The organism is Pseudomonas sp. CFBP 8772 (assembly GCF_014841665.1).
Classification (GTDB): domain Bacteria; phylum Pseudomonadota; class Gammaproteobacteria; order Pseudomonadales; family Pseudomonadaceae; genus Aquipseudomonas; species Aquipseudomonas graminis_B.
Map to the genome: position 1 here is coordinate 607,273 of NZ_JACYUI010000003.1, position 19,529 is coordinate 626,801.

The window sequence follows — 19,529 nt, forward strand, 5'->3', positions numbered from 1 at the left end:
AGTGCCACGTAGTAGCGCCATTGAGTTCGTGCATCCTTCAACCCGACAGACACCGTATTAAGTATCTTGTCAGACCTTAAAGTGGCCTACTTGCCGCTGGAGTACGACCCCCAGCTCTGCCAGGTTATTACTCGAACTGGCCGTTCTCTCGCAAGATAAAGCTGAATCATCTGCAATATTACGAACCGACGTCACACTGCGGTTAATCTCCTCAGCGACACAGCTTTGCTCCTCACCGGCGGTTGCGATCTGCCTGACCATCTGCTGGATGTTATCAATCATCTCCACAATGGTTTCAACTGAATGCCCCGTGTTTGAAACCTGTATGACAGTTTCCTCCGTCAAACCACGGCAGACTTCCATCATCCCGGCAGCCTCTTCGGCTATTTTTTGCAGATTGGTGGTCAACGCGCCAATTTCCAGGGTTGCGCCCTGTGTCCGTTTGGCAAGTGTTCTCACTTCATCCGCCACCACCGCAAATCCTCGACCCGCATCGCCCGCCCTTGCCGCTTCGATAGCAGCATTCAGCGCCAACAAGTTGGTTTGATCTGCAACGGACGTTATGACTTGCAACACCCCACCTATATTTAAGCTCTCTTTTTTTAGTTGTGCCATGGCGGCGGAAGACTTTGACACCTCCGTAGCCAGACGTTTCATTTGGGCTATTGCGTCTTTTGCCATAGTGCCGCCGGTTTGCGCCTGAGCATTAGCGCTGAGTGCCGCATGGGCTGCTTCTTCCGAATTGCGCGCAACTTCAAGGGTCGTGGCTACCATTTCGTGGATGGCGGTGGCGACCTGGTCGATTTCGACTCTCTGATTGCCTACCCCGATGCGGGTCTGCTCTGTCGCAGCGGAAAGTTCCACTGCAGCAGCAGAGATCACCGCCGATGACGTGTTGACCTGGCTTATAAGCAGGCTCAGACGGGACTGCATCTCACTCAGGGAAGAGAGCACGCTACCGGCCACTGAGGTTTCTGCTTCGGGAATCGGGCGCAGGTCACCACTTGCAACGCGCTGAGCGATGGTTGACAAGAGGATGGGCTCTGCACCCAGGGCGCGTGACAGTCCCCGAACGATAAGAACGGTTAGCGCGACCCCTACGGCAATGGCCAATGCGCATATAAACATCAAGAAACGTTGATTGCTTCTATATTCGACTTGCGATTCATCAACGCTGGCCAGTGCAATCTTTGTATTAAAGCGTTTGTAATCAGTGACGCTGGCCACCAGCTTTTTCAAAAGCGGCAGGCATTCATTGTTCATCATAGTAATTGCGGTACTGCGATCACCACTCATGGCCAGCCGGGTAATCTCCAGGGCAACAGGACCATAGACTTTCTCGACCCCCTCAATCTCGGCAACCAACTTACGGGCGTTATCGTTATCGGCGGAGGCTGGCAACGCGCTGACGCCAGCGACCAATGCTGAGAGCAGACTTTTCACCTTCTGATGTTCGGCATTCAAGATGTCCGCTTCAGACTGTCGATCAGTGTCGGAAATGACCAGCACAAGGTTGCGGGCTGAAATAGCGCGCTGCTGCGCGGAAAGCAGCAAATCATTCATCAGCCCCATGCGCTTATTCAACCCTTCGACATAGTTTGAGAAGCGCAGGTTCGACTCATTTAAACTAATAACGGATAACGCAGAAATCAGAAAAATAATTAGCACCATCACGCCAAAACCCAGTACTAACTTTGCCTTTACCGACAAGGAAGCTAACATACAGAAACCCCTTTGACTTTCAGTATTGTGCAGCACGTCCAAGAATGTGGCACATTGACACTATGCGGCGAGCAACGACAATACTACAAGCAATAAATCACCACTTTTAAAGATATATAGGATCCAACTTACAACGGATTCAATCGAGTTGTTTGCGTAAGGTATTTTAATCTAAACGAATATTTAGACTTTCGTCGCATACCAACTTTAGATATGCGATTCTAAACGCGAAGCGTTCTGTACTTATTCCAACAGTCTTTAATCGGTCCGCGAGATGGGAGTTTCAACTGAAGGGAGGATCGGTATTGTGAAAAGCGGAGCTCCCGATAAGGGACACGCGTGCGAAGGCAGGTGCGGACAAGGCGGAAAGCAGCGGCGTTAGACCGCCGATGAACGACCCGCTTGGGCTTAGCGCTGTCGCCATGGGAGAACAACGCATCTGCAGACGGGCAGACAAGGACTATTATGAACGTCGCTCAACCCGCCATGCAGCTTCTCGTCCAGCAGGGCGCGTTTCTCGACCTGGCAGCCTTTTAGTTCGGTGGCAAGCTGAGCGTGTGCTGGCGCACCGAACATGCCCAGGCGGCGGAGCGTTCTGAATCGAGCATCTCAGCTAGGCGTCGGACAGTGCCGATGTCGGCGTTATCCATCGTTCCGTCTAAGACGTCCCAAGATAGGGATTTGCGAAGCCACGAGAATCCGCAAAGCAAGACAGTTCCGGTGCCGCCAAGCCAGGTGAGCGTGCCTGGGCCGAGGTCGGCTGGGTCCATATTTACTCCGAAGAGTTGTTGCTTGTTACCGGAAGCTTAATTTAGTGGATCCAAAAAAAACCTTGTGCTATGAACTGCATGTGGCATGCACGCCACATACAAATGGAGTCCAAAAATGGCTTGGAACCGTAGCGATAACAAGAAGTACAGGGGAAAGATCGACAGGATTTTCGTATCGCTGACTGAAAGTTGGGAAGTCGAGTATTTTATCGACCATTACTTGAAAACAAGGGGTAAGGACATAAGCGACTCCAATCGTGACCTCCTAGCTGCGAAGCTCGAAGACGCCCCGGGTCATGCGCCTCACAAAAGAGATGAACTGAACACGTGGCTCGATGGGCAGTACGGGGTCAAAACTAAGTAACAAAAAACCCGGCTTGGAGGCCGGGTTTTTTATGTGATCAAATCATACGTGTAGTGAAATGGTGCGGCGAAGTCGAAAGTCGCCTGGCAGCGGCGAACCACCACGCGCTGAGCCAGACCGAGAGCATCGACGCCCTCTTCCGCGCGATCGACGAGATCAGCAGCGAGGCGCGCGCTAAGCGACTGGAGCTCGACAAACTGGTCAAGGCACGCAAAGTCGCGATCAGGGAAGACATCGTGACGACCGCCGCGAAGTCGCTGCAGATCCACATCGACCAGATCAACAGCACCCTCGGCGGCAAGGCGCGGATGCCGAAGATCGTTGCTGACTTCGCCGGCGCCATCAAAGGCAAAAAGACCATCGCCAGCCTTCGCGATGCTGCGGACAGCGAACTGGCCCGGGCGAAAATCGAAGCCAGCCAAACCGGCGACAAAATGCGCACCAACCTGAACAGCTTCGCTGAGCTCGCTGCTGACTACGTGTTTTTGTTCAACGATCTGCAGCAACTGGTGCTGAAGGAGAACGAGGACCTGGTGCCGCTGATCAAGGTGCGGATCAGCGAGCACCAGCGCGCCGAAGAAATTCGCCTTGAGGCGCAGCGCGAGCAGATTCGTCAGCAAGAGGTCCAGCGATTGGAGCGGGAAGCGAACGAGCGCGCGGCAGCTGCGGAGGCTGTCGGCAAAGCGCCAGTGGCTACTCCTGCTGCCAACCCGGTTGAGCCACCCGCGCGGCGCGTCACCAACGCCGCGCCATCGGCGAAAGTGCCGCCGAAGCAGACCAAACTCGAGGCGAAGGTCACCGACTTGGAAGCGCTGGTGAAGGCGGTCTACGAAGGCCGCGCCCGCTGTCGGTGCAGACCGTGAACTGGGGGGCGCTGGACGACTTGGTCCTCATTGACGGCGATGATTTCAGCATGGACGGCGTCGAGCTGCAGCAGGTGGCGGCATGATCAGCTTCAGCCTTAATCCTGATGCGTAGAATCGTATCAGGTCCGCGGAACTGGCGGAGGCCGTGGCGGAGTTTGAAAGCCGGGGTGGTCAGATTTTGCAGGGTGAATGCTTTACCGGAAATCCGATCCCGCCGAAGCGGCGGGACTGGATTGATCCTGACACAGTGCTCAAGCGCAGGACTCGTGCGTTGTCGGCGGCGGAGCGTGGCCGGCTTCAGCGGAGGACGCGGGTGGTATGAGTCAGTGCTAGACCTGCTTCATGCACTAATGGCACCGGTATCTAGAGCTCGCATTTGGTATCTCTGCGTCTAGCAATATCGATGTTCATGCCACTGGTGCTCCAGCAGCAGGGTGACAAAATCGCTGAAGCTACACCTGAACTCGTCGGTCATTCCCCGGTATCCGGGACACCCATCTAAAAATGCGAAGTCGGACAGAGATGCCATAACCTTGCCCATTGTTAGAATTATTTTTTGATAATTTTCCAGGCAGACGCCTGTCGGACGGTCGCCCGATAGGCGTATTTGATCCGCAGCGGGGTTAAGCTGCGTGTATCTTAAGCGTTCTCTTAGAACGGTGTACCCGCCAACCCAGTCAACTATGTCTCGGCGGCTTTGCTCAGATGGCGCGCAAGTTTTATCAGCTAATCGGGCGAAAGAGTTCCACCAGGATTTGACTTCATCGTGACCTATTTCACTGAAAGAAAGGCGAGGATTCCGATTGCTCGGAAACATCGACTCGTATAGTTCATGACGACGATAGAAACTAATCTTCAAATCAGTTTCTAGAGCGTTAAGCCATTCGTTGAAAGATTCAAAATGCATGCGATACTGTTGTCTTCTTCCAGAAATTTCTGTACTGGAAGACTGTTTTTGCGCTGCACTAGCTGCCTTCCATGCAGCAAATGCTGCTGCGGCAGTGGCCACGGCTGAGATTATCGAAAATATGTCAACTAGCTTTAGGTCGTCCTGCGCTGTTACTCCCGAACCAAGATAGCTAGCTAGCCCCCCAGCAAAAATAAATCCTATACCCACAAACAAAATCACACGATTCATTGGCCGCATCTTTATAAACATTCACTTCCAGTTATCAAGTGATTCCGTTCGATAAGCGCAGCATCGACCGTCCCAGATCGGCTTGGACGCTCAAGCAGCTCCGCAGTTTTCCCACACAACTCCTCCAGTCGCGCCACTCTCCGAGCGACGCCATGCCGTTCGGCACGAAGTGCACTTAAATGTTGATATCTGTAAATCGCTGGATTTTGGCTGAGGAAAACCCTGCTCGAAAGCCCCAAGCTCACCATCAAGATCATAGGCCTCCATCGAATTCTCACAACAGTCGTTCACGTTCATTAAACGCTCCTTGATACGGCCACACGCCGGCCAACACATATAGCCCACCTCCAACCTAATCGCCATCGAATTCTCGGAGGCATCAACACGCCTGAGGTAATTGAAATGCCAATCCGCAAAATCATCATACACAGGATCGACAAAAATCCTGACGGAAGCCCGGCCGTGCTTCATACCGCGAGCGAACTGCTGCCCGACTCTCAAGCAAACGAAGACCTGTTATGGCGTCTGAACGAGAGCTACAACGCCAAGCAAGGTAAGGCTTGGGGCTTGTTCCACGCAGAGTCCGGCGTACACCCGCTGCGGGGCTGGCTAAGCAAGTACATTGCCGACGAGATCAGCTTCCACGAGTTGAGCCTGGTTGCCGTCGAGCATTTGCAGCACCTGATGGAAGAGTCAGACCTTGCAATCGGAGGGCACGTCCTGTTCGTGCACTATCAGCAGGGCATGACCGAGTACCTTTCCATTGCGGTTATTCAGCAATCGGAAGGCATCGCAGTTGGCGAAGATCTCCGGACCATCACAGCTAAATATCTCGACGTCGATCATCTCCACTTGGCTGGGCGGATCAACCTGTCCGAATGGCAGAACAATCCGGCGTCTCGGCAGTACATCTCGTTCATAAAAGGCAAAAACGGCAGGAAAGCGACGGAGTGCTTCCGTGACTTCATTGGCTGTCAGGAAGCCATCGACGCTCCTGGCGAAACCCGTACCTTGCTCAGGGCGTTCAGCGACTTTGTGGAAAACGAGGATCTGCCTGAGGAGGCGGCACGCGAGAAGACACGCACCCTAGTGGACTATGCGATGAGTCAGACCAAATTGGGCGAGCCAATCATCCTTGAGGAACTGTCCGGACTGGTGGATGAAGATCAACCCAGGTCTTTTTACGACCATATCCGCAACAAGGACTATGGGTTGTCCCCGGCGATCCCTGCCGATAAGCGAACGCTCAACCGATTCCAACGCTTCACCGGGCGCGTGGAAGGCCTGTCGATCAGCTTTGAAGCGCACCTGCTGGGCACGAAGGTGAAGTACGACAAGAACAATGACACGCTGGTCATTAACGGCGTGCCGACTCTACTGACCGATCAACTCAAGCGCGCCAGTGTAGAAAGGTAACCGTGGAGCAGCTTCAAGGATTGTCATGACCATTTCCGCTCCAGTCATCCGGTACCACGGCGCCAAGTTCAGACTCGCACCGTGGGTGCTGCAGCACTTCCCGCCCCACACCTGCTACGTCGAATCATTCGGCGGCGCTGCCGGCGTGCTCATGCAGAAACCCCGAGCCTACGCCGAGGTTTACAACGACCTGGATGGGGACATCGTGAACCTGTTCCGGATGCTTCAGGATCCGGCGACGCGGAAGGCGCTTGTCGAGCGACTGGTGCTGACGCCCTACTCGCGAGCCGAGTTCGAGCTTTCGTGGGAACCGGCAACTGATCCGATTGAACGAGCGCGGCGCACGATCATTCGCGCACAGATGGGCTTTGGCTCAGCCGGCGCGACGAAGGGCGTCACCGGCTTCCGAATAGACACGAAGCGTCAGTACGGTACCGCCCAGTCACTCTGGGCCGAATACCCCGACTCGCTCGCGGCGGTTGGTCAGAGGCTGTCCGGCGTCTTGATCGAGAACCGGCCTGCCATTGAGGTCATCACCGCACACGACGCAGCGACGACACTGCATTACGTCGACCCGCCGTATGTGCACGACACCAGGTATAAGGGCGCATCTACTGGACGTTATTACCGGCATGAGATCGACGACAAAGAACACCGGGAGCTGCTTGGCGTTTTGCTCGAGCTAGAAGGAATGGTCGTGCTGTCCGGTTACCCAAGCGAGCTGTACAGCGAACTGCTCCCTGACTGGAGCTGCCACAGCACGTCGGCGCGGATATCCGCAGGGCGCGGCACGGCAAGCCGGACCGAGCGCATCTGGTTGAACCCGGCCTGTGCAGAGCGAGTGAGTCAGATCGGATTGGACCTTGGCGAACTACCATGACCAGACGCAAGTGAAGATTGGATAATGCACTTCAGCGAGCGCACGGCGAAGCCGATACATTGCGCAGTTAAGCTTAAGGTGAAAACTAGCTGGTCTTCTGACGGCCCAATTCTGAGTTCGAAGCCCTCCTCGCCTTTGAGGAAGGAACGATCCAGCGAGCGGAAGGTTGCATGACCTGCTAAGGCAGATAGCCCCCGGTATGCGACGGCGTAGTGTTCGAGCATACCGGCCACTCGTGCTGACTCAAACACAGAGAAGTTGCCAGCTTTTCCCGTGTCGCGCATCGCCAACAACAATAGACGATCGTCATCCGAAATCTGGTCTTCGGGAATATGGGCAAGCATATCCCTTGCATGCTTTGCTTCTTCTTTTTCGGACTGAGCATCCAGAAGTCTGAATATCTCAGGTTTGACTAACAACGCCTGCGCGTGAAAGGACGTCTCGAACGCTGTCCTAAGCAATATCTGTGCTTCTTGAATTAGACCTAACTCACAAAGCCTGATGGCAGCCTGGCACGTCCTTAGGGTCCGTTCGCAAAACAGAAAAGCCGTGAGTGTGGGAGTATCCGATGGGTCAGCATCCGCACTTAGGAGCAACTGGTGAGCTATATCAGATATTTCTTCGCATTGCGAAAACGCATCTGAATAGCGATGTCTCACGTCCTTTTTATGTACGAATACAGAGGAAGACAAAAAACCTTTTTCCGAAAAATCTTCACTAGCCATTCGCCGAATCCGTGCTCCGAAGTTAGACCGTGATAGCTTGGCATCACACACCCATGCCGTCTACCGAGATCGGCCACGCCGCCAAGGCGATCATGGCGCAAAAGCGCTGGAGCTGCAGCCTGATCACTCATACCTGCAGTGCGCCAACCGCCACCTCAATTTCGTTGATAGCCATCGGGCTGCTGTCTCTGACCGCTCGTCGAGATTCCGCTCCTGCTTCCGGCCCACGTTCTAAACCGCCCCCCTTCCTGTGGAGCGGTAATCGCAGACTAGCCCCGAGCCTACACAGGATAAATTGCATCGCTGACCGCTTAGACTTCATCCTTCTTCGAAAATGCTTTATTACCGAACATATCTAGGTCGTGTTTAAATGCCTCATAAGTTCGTGAGGATCTAAAACGATCAGGATTATCCAAAATGGTTTTAGTAATCTTATCCTTCTGCGCCTGACTCATACTCGAATAAGTGGCCGTAATCTGCCTGGATTTCTCGAACATGTATTCCGCCAGACCTGTAGGCCATCGATAAGAGCGAGGAGATAACATGCCTTCACCCATGGTGACTCGACTTGACCTCATGCTATTCGACTCTTTGTGCCCTGTCAGACCTAAGAGCAAAAACCCTGGCAGCTTTGTGTAGATGATTGATCCTGACTCAGACTCAAGCAGATCCATCTGCATGGTCCTCAGAAAATATCTATTTAGGTTAGGCGGTGCCCCCCTAACGTTAGTCTCAGCGATGCTTTCCAAGGGGAAAAGGTGCTGCTCATACTTGCCTAAAACGGTGCTCTCCCCTAATAGATATCCCGCCAAGGTGTTCTCAGCGGCGTCAAGAGACCTGGAGACGTCATCAGACTTCTCAACATGCAGGCTCCTTACATAGGTCAGCGTTCGCCAAGTTAGAGAGGCGCAAAACTTAGACAGCCAAACATCATAACGGGCCCTGCTTTCTCCTTTATCCATGAACGGATAAAACACTTTTCTTGCGAACTCATGCTCCCAACTGGAAAACAATTGCTCGCAACACTCACAAAGCCAATATTCCTTAACAATGTCCTGAGCACGTTTATCAATGCTCTGATTAAATCTTATGTAGCCCGTGGCAGATGTATCCTTAACCCACTTGCCAACAAACTTAGGTATAAAGTGGCTTAACTTCAAATCTTGTGACTTTTTACAAAGCCTGCATATCCCTTGAGTCATACCCGCTCCGAGTAGCTATTAATAATTATCTATCTTAATCCTAGCCAGCAAGTTTGGAACCGCCTGAAAACTTACGACAACTGCCATCGATTTGTTCACCGGGCTCGGCTGATGCTCTACAGGTTCGCGAGACGCAGCACTGGAGTGCCGCGGCCCCCCAGTTAGCAGGATGCGGGAGCCGAGCACGAGACGATAAAGCTGGGCCCATCCCAGATTCTCAACCCATCAAAGTTGCGCGCCAGATTGAAGACCCTCTTATTCGGAGATATCCGCTCATCGTATTGGACGCGCCAATCGTGTAGAGCTAATGAGCATGCGATCCAGGCCTCATCTTTCGTGGAGTCAACGATCGGTACCCAGTGCTCTCCGTCGTCAATAGCCGTAATGATCACCTGGCCCTTCTGGACTGCTTTGGCAACCTCTGTCGGGGAGATATCCCCCTCATAGGGGGAAAAACTCAGCTGCGCACCCAGGTCAGTAAGGAACGCCTGGCCTGCGAGGGTGAGCGCAATCGCTGACCCGTCGAGACGCGCGGTCCCTCCGCCGCTTAGAAAGTCCTCAGTCCGGAACGGCGACTCAAGTATCGCGCGTCGCCACGCTTTGTCTGGTATCGCCTTGCCTGTTACGCATCGTGCGGCATTCGCCAAACTGTAGAAGAAGCAGGCTCCATCAAAGGACCCCTGCGAATAAATCACCCGTTTACTCCTTTGCCCCACCGTCATTTACCTATTCCCTTTCACGCCCTGAGGCGAGGATCTTACATGTCTGCTCAACAGAAGAAACATGCATTCGAGTTCAAAACCCAGTACGGCCTCGGCTTCGACCCGCAAGACGATGAGATCGTCGTGGACTTCTTCTGCGGTGGTGGCGGCGCCGGTACCGGGCTGGAAATGGGCCTCGGCCGCAAGGTCAGCGTTGCGAAGAACCACAGCGCCAAAGCGATCAGCATGCACACCATCAACCACCCGGGCGCCAAGCACTTTACCACCGACGTGTTCGATGGTGATCCGAACGCCGAGTGCGGCGGCAAGGCAGTCGGCTGGTTCCACATGTCGCCGGACTGCACCCACCACAGCCAGGCCGCCGGCGGACAGCCGCGCAAGCGCGAGATCCGCAACCTGTCGTGGATCGGTTTGAAGTGGGCCGGCAAGAAGCGGCCTCGAGTCATCAGCCTGGAAAACGTGAAGCAGATCCTGCAATGGGGTCCGCTGATCGCCAAGCGCGACAAAGAGACCGGCCGCATCATCAAGCTGGTGCCAGGCGTGAACAAAAAGGGCAAAGAAGTCCTGGTGAAGGTGGTTGCCGCGCCCGGCGAGATTGTTCCTGTCGGTGAGCAGTTCCTTGTCCCGAACCCCAAGCGCAAAGGCAGCACCTGGAAACGTTTTGTGGAGCTGCTGGAGCAGCACGGTTACGCCGTCGAATGGCGAGTCATCAAAGCGTGCGACTTCGGCGCGCCCACCAGCCGCGAACGCCTGTTCATGATCGCTCGTTGCGACGGACTGCCGATCGTCTGGCCGGAGCCGACCCACGCGAAGAAGCCCGGCAAGGGCCAGCTGAAGTACCGCACCGCCGCCGAGTGCATCGATTTCAGCGATTTGGGCAAGAGCATTTTCGGCCGCAAGGATGAGCTGGCAGACGCCACCAAACGCCGAATCGCCAAGGGCATGAGGAAGTTCGTCATCGACCACCCTGCCCCGTTTATTGTGCCGATCGCGAACTGGTCGACTGAGACGGTACAGTCGCTGAACGAGCCGCTGCGCACCGTGACGACTTACCCGAAAGGTGGTGCATTCTCGGTGGTGAGCCCAATCATCGCACCGGCCACGCATCAAGGCAGCGACCGTATCAACAACCCACTCGAACCTCTGCCGACGGTGACATGTGCCAATCGCGGCGAACTGACATTGATCAGCCCTACTCTCGTCCAGTCAGGATATGGGGAACGCGAGGGCCAGCAACCGCGCGTGCCGGGTTTGGATCAACCGCTGGGGACTGTCGTCGCTGGGGGCGTGAAGCACGCGCTCGCCGCTGCGCACCTGGTGAAGTTCAGGTTTAACGACGAAGGCAAAGCGTTGGACGAGCCGCTGCCGACCATCACCAGCGGCGGCAACTATCAGCGTCCTGCCGGCGCCGCGCACGCCATGGGCATCGCCACCGCGTTCATGGCGCAGATGAACGGCGGATTCAACACCACCGTAGCGAAAAGCCTCGAGGACCCGGTAACCACAGTCACGAATACCGGCAGTCAGCAACAGCTAGTGACGGCAACGCTGGTCACCAACACGACCGGCCACGCCCCGTCAGATATCGAAGGACCGGTACCGACGCTCACGACCGGGCAACACCAGATGCTCGCCACGGCGCATCTTCTCCACCTGCGCGGCAACTGCGACGCTCGGGCCGCTGCCGATCCGCTCAACACGGTCAGCGCCGGTGGGACACACCACGGGCTGGTCACCGCTTTCATGGAGCGTCAGTTTGGCGCCAGTGTTGGCCAGCACCTGGATGAACCCGCACCGACCATCACGGCCGGCGGCGCAGGCAAGAGTTCGTTGGTCAGCTTTGAGTTATCGCCAGAGCACGAAGAAGGCGCGTTGCGCGTTGCCGCTTTCCTGATCAGCTACTACGGCACCGAGAACGTGAGCGGCTGCGACCAGCCCGCTCCGACGATCACCACGAAGGATCGCCTCGGCCTCGTCACCGTGATGGTGAAGGGCACGCCGTACGTGATCGTCGATATCCGGCTGCGGATGCTGCAACCAGCTGAGCTGTACCGGGCGCAGGGCTTTCCGCCGGATTACATCATTACGCATGGTGCCGACGGGAAGGCGTTCACGAAGACGGAGCAGGTCCACATGTGCGGGAATAGTGTCAGCCCGCCGCCGATGGCCGCCCTCGCTCGGGCAAATGACCCATGGCTAAAGCGTAATATGCAATCGGTAGCCGCTTAAGTCAGATTGCCATCGCCTTCATCGTGAAACTTATGTTCATGCAATGACCATTGATGAAGCAGATAGGCGATCTTCGGATGTGATGCATTGGAGGTTCTTAGGACGTCCTCTTCAACGCTTCTGAACTGACTACTTATTTTCGAGCGTTCCCCTCTAAAACCGCGCATATCAACAAAACATGAAACCAGATCAAAATAAGGAACTCCGTCAAAACCCCGCTTTACGAATGGCAGATCGGAACCAGCCGCCGAGACCACCTGAGTTTTTTCGTAAAAACTGAAAGCCTGATCTGAAAAGACGACACGCGGATACACAGCAAGCTTGCTCTCTATAGCATAAGCTTCATTCATCGCAGGACCGAACAAAGCGCCCCCCCCTCTTATGGACTAGCTTGCCAACTGAAATCCCACCACGCATTAGCATTCCGATGCCGAAAAAGAACTGTACATTTATTAGTCTGAGAGCGCGAAACAATAAACTACATGACCCGGCATTATTAGCCGGCGCTGAAATTACGAAAGAATCAGAGAACTGCGTTACAACGAGGTCGAAATGCCTATCCATCTCATCGACAATGTTATCACCATGATGCTCAGTCGAACTGATTACTCCGGTTTCAGACAAGTGCGGCACGGTTCCGTAGACAACTCTTTCCAGCTCTGCGCCCCTGAACTGTTCAAAAATATCAAATAACGACTCTGCAATTCTAGGCTCAGTCAGAGACTGGTCGATTGCGCTTTTGAAGCCTAGAAGATCGATAAAACAAGTCAGACGTTCTTGATATTCCATACGCACCCCAAAAAAACTGCATCTCGTAGCGTATACCAACAACAAAGCGGTCGCTATAGCGACAAGGATGAAGTCATGCCTGAGGAAATCCAATTGATCCAGCCAGCACCGGTTGTACGCGATGAGAACGGCGGTTTCCAGCACCCCGACCTGCCCGATTTTGACGAGGGTGATGGTTATAAGCGCAAAGCGTGGATTGCCGAGCAGAAGCTGGAAGTTGCGATGGTTAGCCTGGAATACCACAGCGACGAAGGGATATCCGAGCGGTACTTCGAGGCCGGCGACCCGGACTGCAGCTGCTCGGAGCCGGACCGTCCAGAGAGTGACGGTTGGTTCTGCTTGGCGATTCATGAAACTGACGACGGCCACGGCTGCTGGTGGGCGCTCCCGGCGGTGACGCCATGACCGGCGCCAAAGAACGCCCCATCCTGTTCTCGGCGCCGATGGTGCGCGCCATCCTGGAAGGCAGGAAGACAGTCACGCGACGGTCCGTTAAAGCTTGGCAACAGCCTCAGATCGAAGATGACGGCTCGTGGTTCGCAGTCGCTCAACGTCATCCACGGTGGGGATTTGGAGTAAGCGGGGACGACGCGAAGGCGTGCGGTGCAGAACTGGCGCGCTCAGGCTGCTGCCCTTACGGCAGACCCGGCGACCGGCTGTGGGTCCGCGAGACTTTCGCCTTGCTCGGCAATGAGGACGGCTGCTGTATCGACTGGCAAGACAACTTGGTGAAAGGCGATGAGCGTGGTGCGGCTCGGATCTACCGGGCGAGCTGTCCGCCGGGCGACTACGGCCTGACCCAGATCCCAGCGAAAGCGGAATGGAAGCCAGATACCGAAGCCATGGAGTATGACGGTGCATGGCGCCCCAGTATCCACATGCCGCGTTGGGCCAGTCGCATCTTGCTGGAGATCACGGAAGTGTACGTCGAGCGGCTGCAGGACATAACCGGCGACCAGGCGGAAGCAGAGGGAGTTGACGTCGCGATGTGCCAGCTCTACCTCAAAAGCTCGCCTAGCAGGTTCGAATGCAAGGAAGCCGTGATTCACGGGTTCGCTGGACTGTGGGAATCAATCAACGGCGCTGGCGCTTGGGACAGCAACCCATGGGTCTGGGTAGTTGGGTTCAAGCGGGTGATGCCGTGACCTGGTACACCGAATGCTGGCAGCGAATGGAATCGATGTATTCGCGGTGCAAGGCTGAAGGACTGGATGCTTTGGCGACCAGCAAAGTTATCGACGAGTCATACCCCTATGGCTCGCGCAGTGGCTGGGGTTACAAGGCCTGGCTTGCAGCACGCCGCAACTTCTTTCCGAAACACAACCTTCCGCTTCGCCGGACCAAGCGCCCCAAACCTGACCTGTTTTCTTAACCCCTTCCCTATCTATCAACATGCCTGCTGATTCACGGCGGGCGAGGAATTTTCATGCCCATCGAAAACATGCCCGTCATGCGCGGCGTCAACATCAAGCAGATTCCGATGCGACTGCTGCAGCCCTTCGAAAAGCAGGCGCTGCGCAATCACAGCCAGTCTTTGCAGCGGCTGGCCGAACGCGGCGGGATGAATGCCTGCGAAATCCTCGGCATTATTCAAGGACTGAGCTGGAGCCAAATGAAGCATCACCAGGATGACGAGGCCCACCTGATCAAGTGGGTTGCCGCACAACCGCTGAATCCCGTATAGACCCCGGACGGAGTAGCCAACATGAACACAGCTCAAAAAGTCGAGCCTATCGAGTACATCCGCTTGCCAGAAGTGCGGCGCATCACCGGGCTCAGCACCGCAACCATTTACCGCATGGCCGTCGGCGGGAGATTCCCCCGCCAGGCGAAGGTCGGCGAACAGGCTGTTGCCTGGATACGCTCAGAGGTCGAGCAATGGGCCGCGAGCAAGGCTGAAGCGCGGAAACGCGTGCCTTAACTGGCCTCGACCTTGTCCAGGTAGTCAGCCCAGTTTTGCATCATCTCCCGCCGCTGTTCCACGTATTCGGCATGGTTGTACGTCTTCCGTATCTTGCTTGATCCGGCGTGCGACAGCTGCGCCTCGATCCAATCCTCGTTGTAACCCATCTCGTTCAGGGCAGTCGAAATCGTCGCGCGGATCCCGTGCCCGGTTAGTCGGCCCTCATATCCCATACGCTTCAACGCCATGTTGACCGTTCCGTCGCTTATCGGCCTTGCCGGGTCACTTCGGCCTGGCAGTAGCAGTGTGTAGGCGCCGGTCATTTCCATGACGTTGCGTATCTCCTCCACCGCCTGCCGCGACAGCGGCACCAGATAAGGCGGCACCTTTGCCCCATCTTTTCCTCGAATAAGCTTCTGCAACTGCTTCACGCCTGTCGGCGGAATCGTCCACAGCCCGCCGTCGAGGTCGAACTGATCGCGGGTGGCGAACCGAAGCTCGCCAGTGCGAACGCCGGTCAACAGCAATATCCTCACCGCGCTGCGCGTGTATTCGGCGCCGGTGAATGTCCGCAGCGAATTGAGAAACTCGGGAAGCTCAGCCAGCCGAAGCATCGGGTTGTGCTTCTCGGGCGGCTCCTTCACCGCGACGATGTCCAGGTCGGACGCAGGGTTGTGCTCTATGTAGCCGGAGGCGATCGCGAACCGGAAGATTTCGTTCAGCCACGAGCGGCACTTCCTCGCCACATTCAGCGCGCCCCGGGCCTCGACTCTTCGCATGGTCGACAGTACATTGCTGCGACGGATATCAGATATCGGCAGCTTGCCTAGCGACGGAATGAGGTCTTTGTCCAAGTACATGCGCGATTGAGTTGCACCGCCTTTCCGAGCCGCGGTCATGCGCGGTGACTTGAAGGCATGCCATTCTTCAGCGACAACTTCGAAGGTTTTCACTGCGCCGGTGCTGGCGGTCAGCTTTTCTTCACGCCGAGCGGATCGCGGGTCTACTCCTTTTGCTATGAGCGAGCGGGCTTGGTCCCGGCGTTCGCGAGCCTGCTTGAGGCTGACTTCAGGGTAGGTGCCGAGGGATATGCGCGGTTGGCGGCCGTGCCAGGAGAACCGGAAATGCCACGACTTCGCGCCCTTGGCAGCAACGAAGAGCGACAGCCCGGCCGAGTCAGTGAGGGTGTAGTCCTTGTCGCGGGGCTTTGCTTGCCGGACTGCCGTGTCAGTGAGGGGCATTAGTACATCACCAGATTAATCGAATTGAACATGTGCTGGTAAATGTACTAAAAATTCTGAGCAGGCGTGAGAAGAGTTGCGGAAGCTTAAGAACAGAAAACCCCGCGTAGCCTAGGCTAGCGGGGTCTTTTGAGCATGCCTGAGAGGGCATGAGAATCGAATATGGTGCCCCGAGCCGGAGTCGAACCGGCACATCCTTTCGGACGACGGATTTTAAGTCCGGTGTGTCTACCAATTTCACCATCAGGGCGGTAGCACATATCAACCTCGACCTTCGCGCGTCGTATCGCGAGGCCAGCTGACAAGAGTGGGGAATATATACACCCGCAGCCCTGGAGGCAAGTTCAAAGCTTTCGGATTCAATTGGTTACGTTTGTTTACCGTCGCAGGCTCGATACCTGTCTATGCTTTCTCGCAGCTTAGGGTGACTCGTTGTCGCAGCTGTGCTGCTCCTTTCTTTTGACGAACCAAATGAGGTGTCTATGAAATCCGCTTTATGGCTGGGCCTGATTGGAGCATTTACGGTGGGCGCTCAGGCGGCATCGCTCAATGTTCCGATGAACATGGTGAGCGCTGATGGCAGCCCGCAGCCTGTTGGCGAGGTCACCATCAGCGAGACCGCTTACGGGCTGGTGTTCACCCCCGAGCTAAAATCTCTACCCGCCGGCATTCATGGCTTTCATGCTCACGAAAATGCCAGTTGCGACCCAGGCATGAAAGACGGCAAAAAGGTCGCGGCACTTGCAGCAGGCGGCCACTTTGACCCGGCGCGCACCGGCAAGCACCTGGGCCCCTATGGCGAGGGCCACTTGGGTGACCTGCCGGCGGTCTACGTCAACGCCGATGGGGTGGCCAACTATCCCGTGCTCGCACCACGTCTGAAGAAGATTTCCGACATCAAGGGTCACGCGCTCATGATCCATGTCGGCGGCGACAACCACTCCGATATGCCCATGCCATTGGGCGGTGGCGGTGATCGCATAGCGTGCGGTGTTATCTGACGGCACTCAAACCTGCTTCACTAAACACCACCCACAAAAAAGCCCGTAAGACGTTGATCTTACGGGCTTTAAATGTGGAGGCAGAGGTCGGAATCGAATCGGCCTAAGCGGATTTGCAATCCAATCCTCTGGTGAATACTGATTATGCCTAATGCAAAGATTACATCTGAGTAAAACTAAACCCAAAAAAGAAACTTTGTTCCCCTGTAGGTACCATGCCAAAGGGCCCCTGGATGGTTATCACATCCAGGGGCCCTTTGGCATGGTACCTACAGCGCATTGTCTGTCAAGACATTTCTAACCTTAGAAGCTATTTCAAGCTAGGTTTCACGTTTGGCTGGATACGGTCAGATTTTGGCACTAAGTTTTATGCAGTGTGCAATTGCTGCTGAGTAGCTTCGAAGTGCCTAGTTTGGAATTGCATTAGCGCCTGAACCTTCAAACCCAGACCTTTATCCAAGCCCCATGAAAGAGCCAATCGATCTGCGCGCCCCTTCACAGTCACCTGATCAGCCTTATGGGCCACAACACGCTTGAGGGCCCGATTCGCTTCAAAGACGCGGGCCTCCGTAGCACACGTAAATTGAGTCAAGCGCTCCAACAAATACCCTGCTCTCCGCACCTCGACAGCGCTCCGCCTCACACGCAAAAATGAGTCAAGTGCTGAGTCTAAATTATCCGAGGAGTACCAAAAAGCGCGTGCAGCGCGAACGAGGACTGCATCATCAGCTTGATCAAGAGGTTGCTTTGTCAGCAGGTCCAAATCATCCGAGAGGACGGTGGCACTAGCGCGCTTCGTCGTCATCGTTCGTCTCCAGGTAGTCCGCAATAATATTACGAAGGATCGAGCTTGGTGGTTCCTTGTTGCCAACGTACACGTCAATAGCCTGTAAAGCTAGTCGATTGAGATCCGCGGCGGACATTAGGCCTCTTCGCAAAAGCTTTTCAATATCCTCGATGTCCTGTTCAGTGGCTCTTGCTAGCTTAGAGATAGCCAAATCCACCGGTGCAGCGATCATCACATGAATCGGCGAAGACTCACCAAAATCCCCAAGTCGTATCGCCCGCTCCAGATAGTCCTCGTGTAGAGGCCCCAGAGTGGTATTGAATGTTAGATCGTAGTTTAGAGCCAGCGTGCGACCTGTCGAAGGGTCTATAAACTCCTCGGGAGTCGCACCCAAGCTTGCGATTAGCTCATCCTTGCTGAGGGGGAGAGCATTATCAAAATAATACACCTCAGCATCAACATCTACAGAGACCCGATGACTCGTGTAAAGGTTAACCGCTACCCCGCCAAAGATAATGAGCTTGACTGAGCCCGGAGCAGCGCCCTCTACCTCTAGCTCCTCTTGGACTCCTTTGAACATAGCAACGACCGCCTGCCCCAGTGGTTGGGACGTGTCGACGTGTACGGGCAGTATATCTGGGATAGCTTTCATCAAAGGTCCGTCTTGGTGCGTTCAGATCCAATCGCGGTACTTGGCACGATACCGCTTAAGCGCACGAATGTACCTCGAAACGCTCTAAATTTCGAGGGCGCAGTCCTTTGCAAGGCGGAATTGCTGGAATGAAAATGATCAATCTAGGGGAAATTGAGATGACGTCGAGGAGCTCCACGACTGTCCAATGGTCGCCCGGCAGGCAGGGGATTGCGGAACGCCTGCCCAAAGTTGCGGAACGTTTACTTTTTCACGGCCCACAAAAAAGCCCGTAAGACGTTGATCTTACGGGCTTTAATAGTGGAGGCCGAGGTCGGAATCGAACCGGCGTAAGCGGATTTGCAATCCGCGGCATAACCATTTTGCTACTCGGCCTCAAACGCTCAACGATCCAACCACTACCGCTAAACGCATACAAACTGGAGCGGGAAACGAGACTCGAACTCGCGACCCCGACCTTGGCAAGGTCGTGCTCTACCAACTGAGCTATTCCCGCTTTGTGTGGGCGCCATTCTATACACTCAAATGACCCCGTCAACCCCTTGATTTAAAAAAACTTATTTTTCATCGGTGGTCGTGCGCAGATGCGGCCATGCGGCGCGAAGGTATTGCACCATCGACCACAGCGTAAGGCCCGCCGCGATCATCAGCAGCACGTAACCCAACACCACCCAGAAGGTAAACGCAGGGGGGTTGGCCAACAGGATGACCAGCGCGAGCATCTGCGCAGCGGTTTTCCATTTGCCCAGGTTCGATACGGCGACTTGGGCTCGCGCACCCAGCTCGGCCATCCACTCGCGCAACGCCGAGATAACGATCTCTCGACCGATGATCACAGCGGCCGGCAAGGTCAGCCAAAGGTTGGCGTGAGCCTGCACCAGCAACACCAGCGCAACGGCCACCATCAGTTTGTCAGCCACCGGGTCGAGAAAGGCCCCGAACGGTGTGCTTTGCTCCAGGCGTCTTGCCAGATATCCGTCCAGCCAGTCGGTCGCGGCTGCCAGGGCGAACACCGAACTGGCGGCCATGTAGCTCCAGTGGTACGGCAGATAGAACAACAGAATGAAGATCGGAATCAGCAGGACACGTAATACGGTGATCAGATTAGGGATATTCATCGGC

The 19,529-nt window shown here is 55.3% G+C and carries 19 protein-coding genes, 3 tRNA genes and 2 pseudogenes; 11 read left to right on the forward strand and 13 right to left on the reverse strand.

What is annotated here, in order from left to right; translation table 11 throughout:
* Positions 1-69: 69 nt before the first annotated feature.
* Positions 70-1,722, reverse strand: a complete 1,653-nt coding sequence (locus tag IFT99_RS09475; protein ID WP_192131847.1) for a methyl-accepting chemotaxis protein — start codon at positions 1,720-1,722, stop codon at positions 70-72.
* 584 nt (positions 1,723-2,306) lie between these two features.
* A pseudogene (locus tag IFT99_RS09480) lies at positions 2,307-2,492 on the reverse strand (chemotaxis protein); the annotation flags it as partial.
* 115 nt (positions 2,493-2,607) lie between these two features.
* Between IFT99_RS09480 and IFT99_RS09485 the strand changes: the two are divergent.
* Together IFT99_RS09485 and IFT99_RS09490 are read left to right on the forward strand one after the other, a co-directional pair.
* Positions 2,608-2,856, forward strand: coding sequence for a hypothetical protein (locus IFT99_RS09485; RefSeq protein WP_065990493.1), 249 nt, complete (start codon positions 2,608-2,610; stop codon positions 2,854-2,856).
* A gap of 47 nt (positions 2,857-2,903) precedes the next feature.
* Positions 2,904-3,575, forward strand: a pseudogene (locus IFT99_RS09490) (Heme peroxidase); the annotation flags it as partial.
* A gap of 538 nt (positions 3,576-4,113) precedes the next feature.
* Here IFT99_RS09490 and IFT99_RS09495 read toward each other — a convergent pair.
* On the reverse strand, positions 4,114-4,860 hold the full coding sequence (locus tag IFT99_RS09495) for a hypothetical protein (RefSeq protein WP_141695208.1): 747 nt from the start codon (positions 4,858-4,860) through the stop codon (positions 4,114-4,116).
* Between the two features lie 402 nt (positions 4,861-5,262).
* On the opposite strand from IFT99_RS09495, the gene yejK reads away from it, so the two are divergent.
* Positions 5,263-6,276, forward strand: a complete 1,014-nt coding sequence (gene yejK / locus IFT99_RS09500; protein ID WP_192131851.1) for a nucleoid-associated protein YejK — start codon at positions 5,263-5,265, stop codon at positions 6,274-6,276.
* A gap of 25 nt (positions 6,277-6,301) precedes the next feature.
* Complete coding sequence (locus IFT99_RS09505) at positions 6,302-7,156, forward strand: DNA adenine methylase (protein WP_192131853.1); 855 nt, start codon at positions 6,302-6,304, stop codon at positions 7,154-7,156.
* Here IFT99_RS09505 and IFT99_RS09510 read toward each other — a convergent pair.
* Positions 7,123-7,881 (reverse strand): DUF5677 domain-containing protein, encoded by a 759-nt coding sequence (locus IFT99_RS09510; RefSeq protein WP_192131855.1) that lies wholly within the window; start codon positions 7,879-7,881, stop codon positions 7,123-7,125. The genes IFT99_RS09505 and IFT99_RS09510 overlap by 34 nt on opposite strands.
* Before the next feature lie 311 nt (positions 7,882-8,192).
* On the reverse strand, positions 8,193-9,083 hold the full coding sequence (locus IFT99_RS09515; RefSeq protein ID WP_192131857.1) for a hypothetical protein: 891 nt from the start codon (positions 9,081-9,083) through the stop codon (positions 8,193-8,195).
* A gap of 761 nt (positions 9,084-9,844) precedes the next feature.
* Between IFT99_RS09515 and IFT99_RS09520 the strand changes: the two genes are divergently transcribed.
* Complete coding sequence (locus IFT99_RS09520) at positions 9,845-12,034, forward strand: DNA cytosine methyltransferase (RefSeq protein WP_192131859.1); 2,190 nt, start codon at positions 9,845-9,847, stop codon at positions 12,032-12,034.
* On the opposite strand, the gene IFT99_RS09525 is transcribed toward IFT99_RS09520, so the two are convergent.
* Both IFT99_RS09525 and IFT99_RS09530 read right to left on the reverse strand, forming a co-directional pair.
* Positions 12,031-12,384 (reverse strand): hypothetical protein, encoded by a 354-nt coding sequence (locus IFT99_RS09525; RefSeq protein ID WP_192131861.1) that lies wholly within the window; start codon positions 12,382-12,384, stop codon positions 12,031-12,033. The two genes, IFT99_RS09520 and IFT99_RS09525, sit on opposite strands and share 4 nt — an antisense overlap.
* Positions 12,377-12,823: a hypothetical protein gene (locus IFT99_RS09530; protein WP_192131863.1), complete on the reverse strand. Its 447-nt coding sequence runs from the start codon at positions 12,821-12,823 to the stop codon at positions 12,377-12,379. The genes IFT99_RS09525 and IFT99_RS09530 overlap by 8 nt, the downstream gene beginning before the upstream one ends.
* Positions 12,824-12,898: 75 nt before the next feature.
* Between IFT99_RS09530 and IFT99_RS09535 the strand changes: the two genes are divergently transcribed.
* From IFT99_RS09535 to IFT99_RS09555, 5 genes are read left to right on the forward strand one after another with little or no spacing between them, the layout of a single operon-like run.
* A complete protein-coding gene (locus IFT99_RS09535; RefSeq protein ID WP_192131865.1) occupies positions 12,899-13,228 on the forward strand; it encodes a hypothetical protein in 330 nt (109 codons plus the stop codon).
* The gene (locus IFT99_RS09540; RefSeq protein WP_192131867.1) at positions 13,225-13,968 is read left to right on the forward strand and encodes a morphogenetic protein; all 744 of its coding nucleotides are present in this window, start codon (positions 13,225-13,227) and stop codon (positions 13,966-13,968) included. Before IFT99_RS09535 ends, IFT99_RS09540 begins: the two co-directional genes overlap by 4 nt.
* On the forward strand, positions 13,965-14,195 hold the full coding sequence (locus IFT99_RS09545) for a hypothetical protein (RefSeq protein WP_192131869.1): 231 nt from the start codon (positions 13,965-13,967) through the stop codon (positions 14,193-14,195). The genes IFT99_RS09540 and IFT99_RS09545 overlap by 4 nt, the downstream gene beginning before the upstream one ends.
* 54 nt (positions 14,196-14,249) lie before the next feature.
* Positions 14,250-14,507 (forward strand): hypothetical protein, encoded by a 258-nt coding sequence (locus tag IFT99_RS09550; RefSeq protein WP_192131871.1) that lies wholly within the window; start codon positions 14,250-14,252, stop codon positions 14,505-14,507.
* A 21-nt stretch (positions 14,508-14,528) separates the two neighbouring features.
* Complete coding sequence (locus tag IFT99_RS09555) at positions 14,529-14,744, forward strand: helix-turn-helix transcriptional regulator (RefSeq protein WP_172612002.1); 216 nt, start codon at positions 14,529-14,531, stop codon at positions 14,742-14,744.
* Here the strand turns inward: IFT99_RS09555 and IFT99_RS09560 are convergent.
* Positions 14,741-15,967 carry a tyrosine-type recombinase/integrase gene (locus tag IFT99_RS09560; RefSeq protein WP_192131872.1) on the reverse strand — a complete coding sequence of 409 codons (1,227 nt, stop codon included), beginning with the start codon at positions 15,965-15,967 and terminating at the stop codon, positions 14,741-14,743. The two genes, IFT99_RS09555 and IFT99_RS09560, sit on opposite strands and share 4 nt — an antisense overlap.
* A gap of 163 nt (positions 15,968-16,130) precedes the next feature.
* Positions 16,131-16,217 (reverse strand) — tRNA-Leu (locus tag IFT99_RS09565).
* Between the two features lie 232 nt (positions 16,218-16,449).
* On the opposite strand from IFT99_RS09565, the gene sodC reads away from it, so the two are divergent.
* Complete coding sequence (gene sodC / locus IFT99_RS09570) at positions 16,450-16,968, forward strand: superoxide dismutase family protein (protein WP_192131874.1); 519 nt, start codon at positions 16,450-16,452, stop codon at positions 16,966-16,968.
* 785 nt (positions 16,969-17,753) lie between these two features.
* Here sodC and IFT99_RS09575 read toward each other — a convergent pair.
* The 4 genes from IFT99_RS09575 to pgsA form a co-directional block, all read right to left on the reverse strand.
* Positions 17,754-18,407, reverse strand: coding sequence for a DUF6036 family nucleotidyltransferase (locus IFT99_RS09575; protein WP_192131876.1), 654 nt, complete (start codon positions 18,405-18,407; stop codon positions 17,754-17,756).
* Between the two features lie 301 nt (positions 18,408-18,708).
* Positions 18,709-18,782, reverse strand: a tRNA-Cys gene (locus IFT99_RS09580).
* A gap of 45 nt (positions 18,783-18,827) precedes the next feature.
* Positions 18,828-18,903 (reverse strand) — tRNA-Gly (locus IFT99_RS09585).
* 61 nt (positions 18,904-18,964) lie between these two features.
* On the reverse strand, positions 18,965-19,525 hold the full coding sequence (pgsA, locus tag IFT99_RS09590) for a CDP-diacylglycerol--glycerol-3-phosphate 3-phosphatidyltransferase (RefSeq protein ID WP_065990459.1): 561 nt from the start codon (positions 19,523-19,525) through the stop codon (positions 18,965-18,967).
* Positions 19,526-19,529 lie beyond the last annotated feature (4 nt).

Bases quoted from the DNA above. Each gene is read 5' to 3' on its own strand.
- IFT99_RS09475 (WP_192131847.1), bottom strand. From the start codon at position 1,722: ATGTTAGCTTCCTTGTCGGTAAAGGCAAAGTTAGTACTGGGTTTTGGC.
- IFT99_RS09485 (WP_065990493.1), top strand. From the start codon at position 2,608: ATGGCTTGGAACCGTAGCGATAACAAGAAGTACAGGGGAAAGATCGAC.
- IFT99_RS09495 (WP_141695208.1), bottom strand. From the start codon at position 4,860: ATGAATCGTGTGATTTTGTTTGTGGGTATAGGATTTATTTTTGCTGGG.
- yejK (WP_192131851.1), top strand. From the start codon at position 5,263: ATGCCAATCCGCAAAATCATCATACACAGGATCGACAAAAATCCTGAC.
- IFT99_RS09505 (WP_192131853.1), top strand. From the start codon at position 6,302: ATGACCATTTCCGCTCCAGTCATCCGGTACCACGGCGCCAAGTTCAGA.
- IFT99_RS09510 (WP_192131855.1), bottom strand. From the start codon at position 7,881: ATGGCTAGTGAAGATTTTTCGGAAAAAGGTTTTTTGTCTTCCTCTGTA.
- IFT99_RS09515 (WP_192131857.1), bottom strand. From the start codon at position 9,083: ATGACTCAAGGGATATGCAGGCTTTGTAAAAAGTCACAAGATTTGAAG.
- IFT99_RS09520 (WP_192131859.1), top strand. From the start codon at position 9,845: ATGTCTGCTCAACAGAAGAAACATGCATTCGAGTTCAAAACCCAGTAC.
- IFT99_RS09525 (WP_192131861.1), bottom strand. From the start codon at position 12,384: ATGAATGAAGCTTATGCTATAGAGAGCAAGCTTGCTGTGTATCCGCGT.
- IFT99_RS09530 (WP_192131863.1), bottom strand. From the start codon at position 12,823: ATGGAATATCAAGAACGTCTGACTTGTTTTATCGATCTTCTAGGCTTC.
- IFT99_RS09535 (WP_192131865.1), top strand. From the start codon at position 12,899: ATGCCTGAGGAAATCCAATTGATCCAGCCAGCACCGGTTGTACGCGAT.
- IFT99_RS09540 (WP_192131867.1), top strand. From the start codon at position 13,225: ATGACCGGCGCCAAAGAACGCCCCATCCTGTTCTCGGCGCCGATGGTG.
- IFT99_RS09550 (WP_192131871.1), top strand. From the start codon at position 14,250: ATGCCCATCGAAAACATGCCCGTCATGCGCGGCGTCAACATCAAGCAG.
- IFT99_RS09555 (WP_172612002.1), top strand. From the start codon at position 14,529: ATGAACACAGCTCAAAAAGTCGAGCCTATCGAGTACATCCGCTTGCCA.
- IFT99_RS09560 (WP_192131872.1), bottom strand. From the start codon at position 15,967: ATGCCCCTCACTGACACGGCAGTCCGGCAAGCAAAGCCCCGCGACAAG.
- sodC (WP_192131874.1), top strand. From the start codon at position 16,450: ATGAAATCCGCTTTATGGCTGGGCCTGATTGGAGCATTTACGGTGGGC.
- IFT99_RS09575 (WP_192131876.1), bottom strand. From the start codon at position 18,407: ATGAAAGCTATCCCAGATATACTGCCCGTACACGTCGACACGTCCCAA.
- pgsA (WP_065990459.1), bottom strand. From the start codon at position 19,525: ATGAATATCCCTAATCTGATCACCGTATTACGTGTCCTGCTGATTCCG.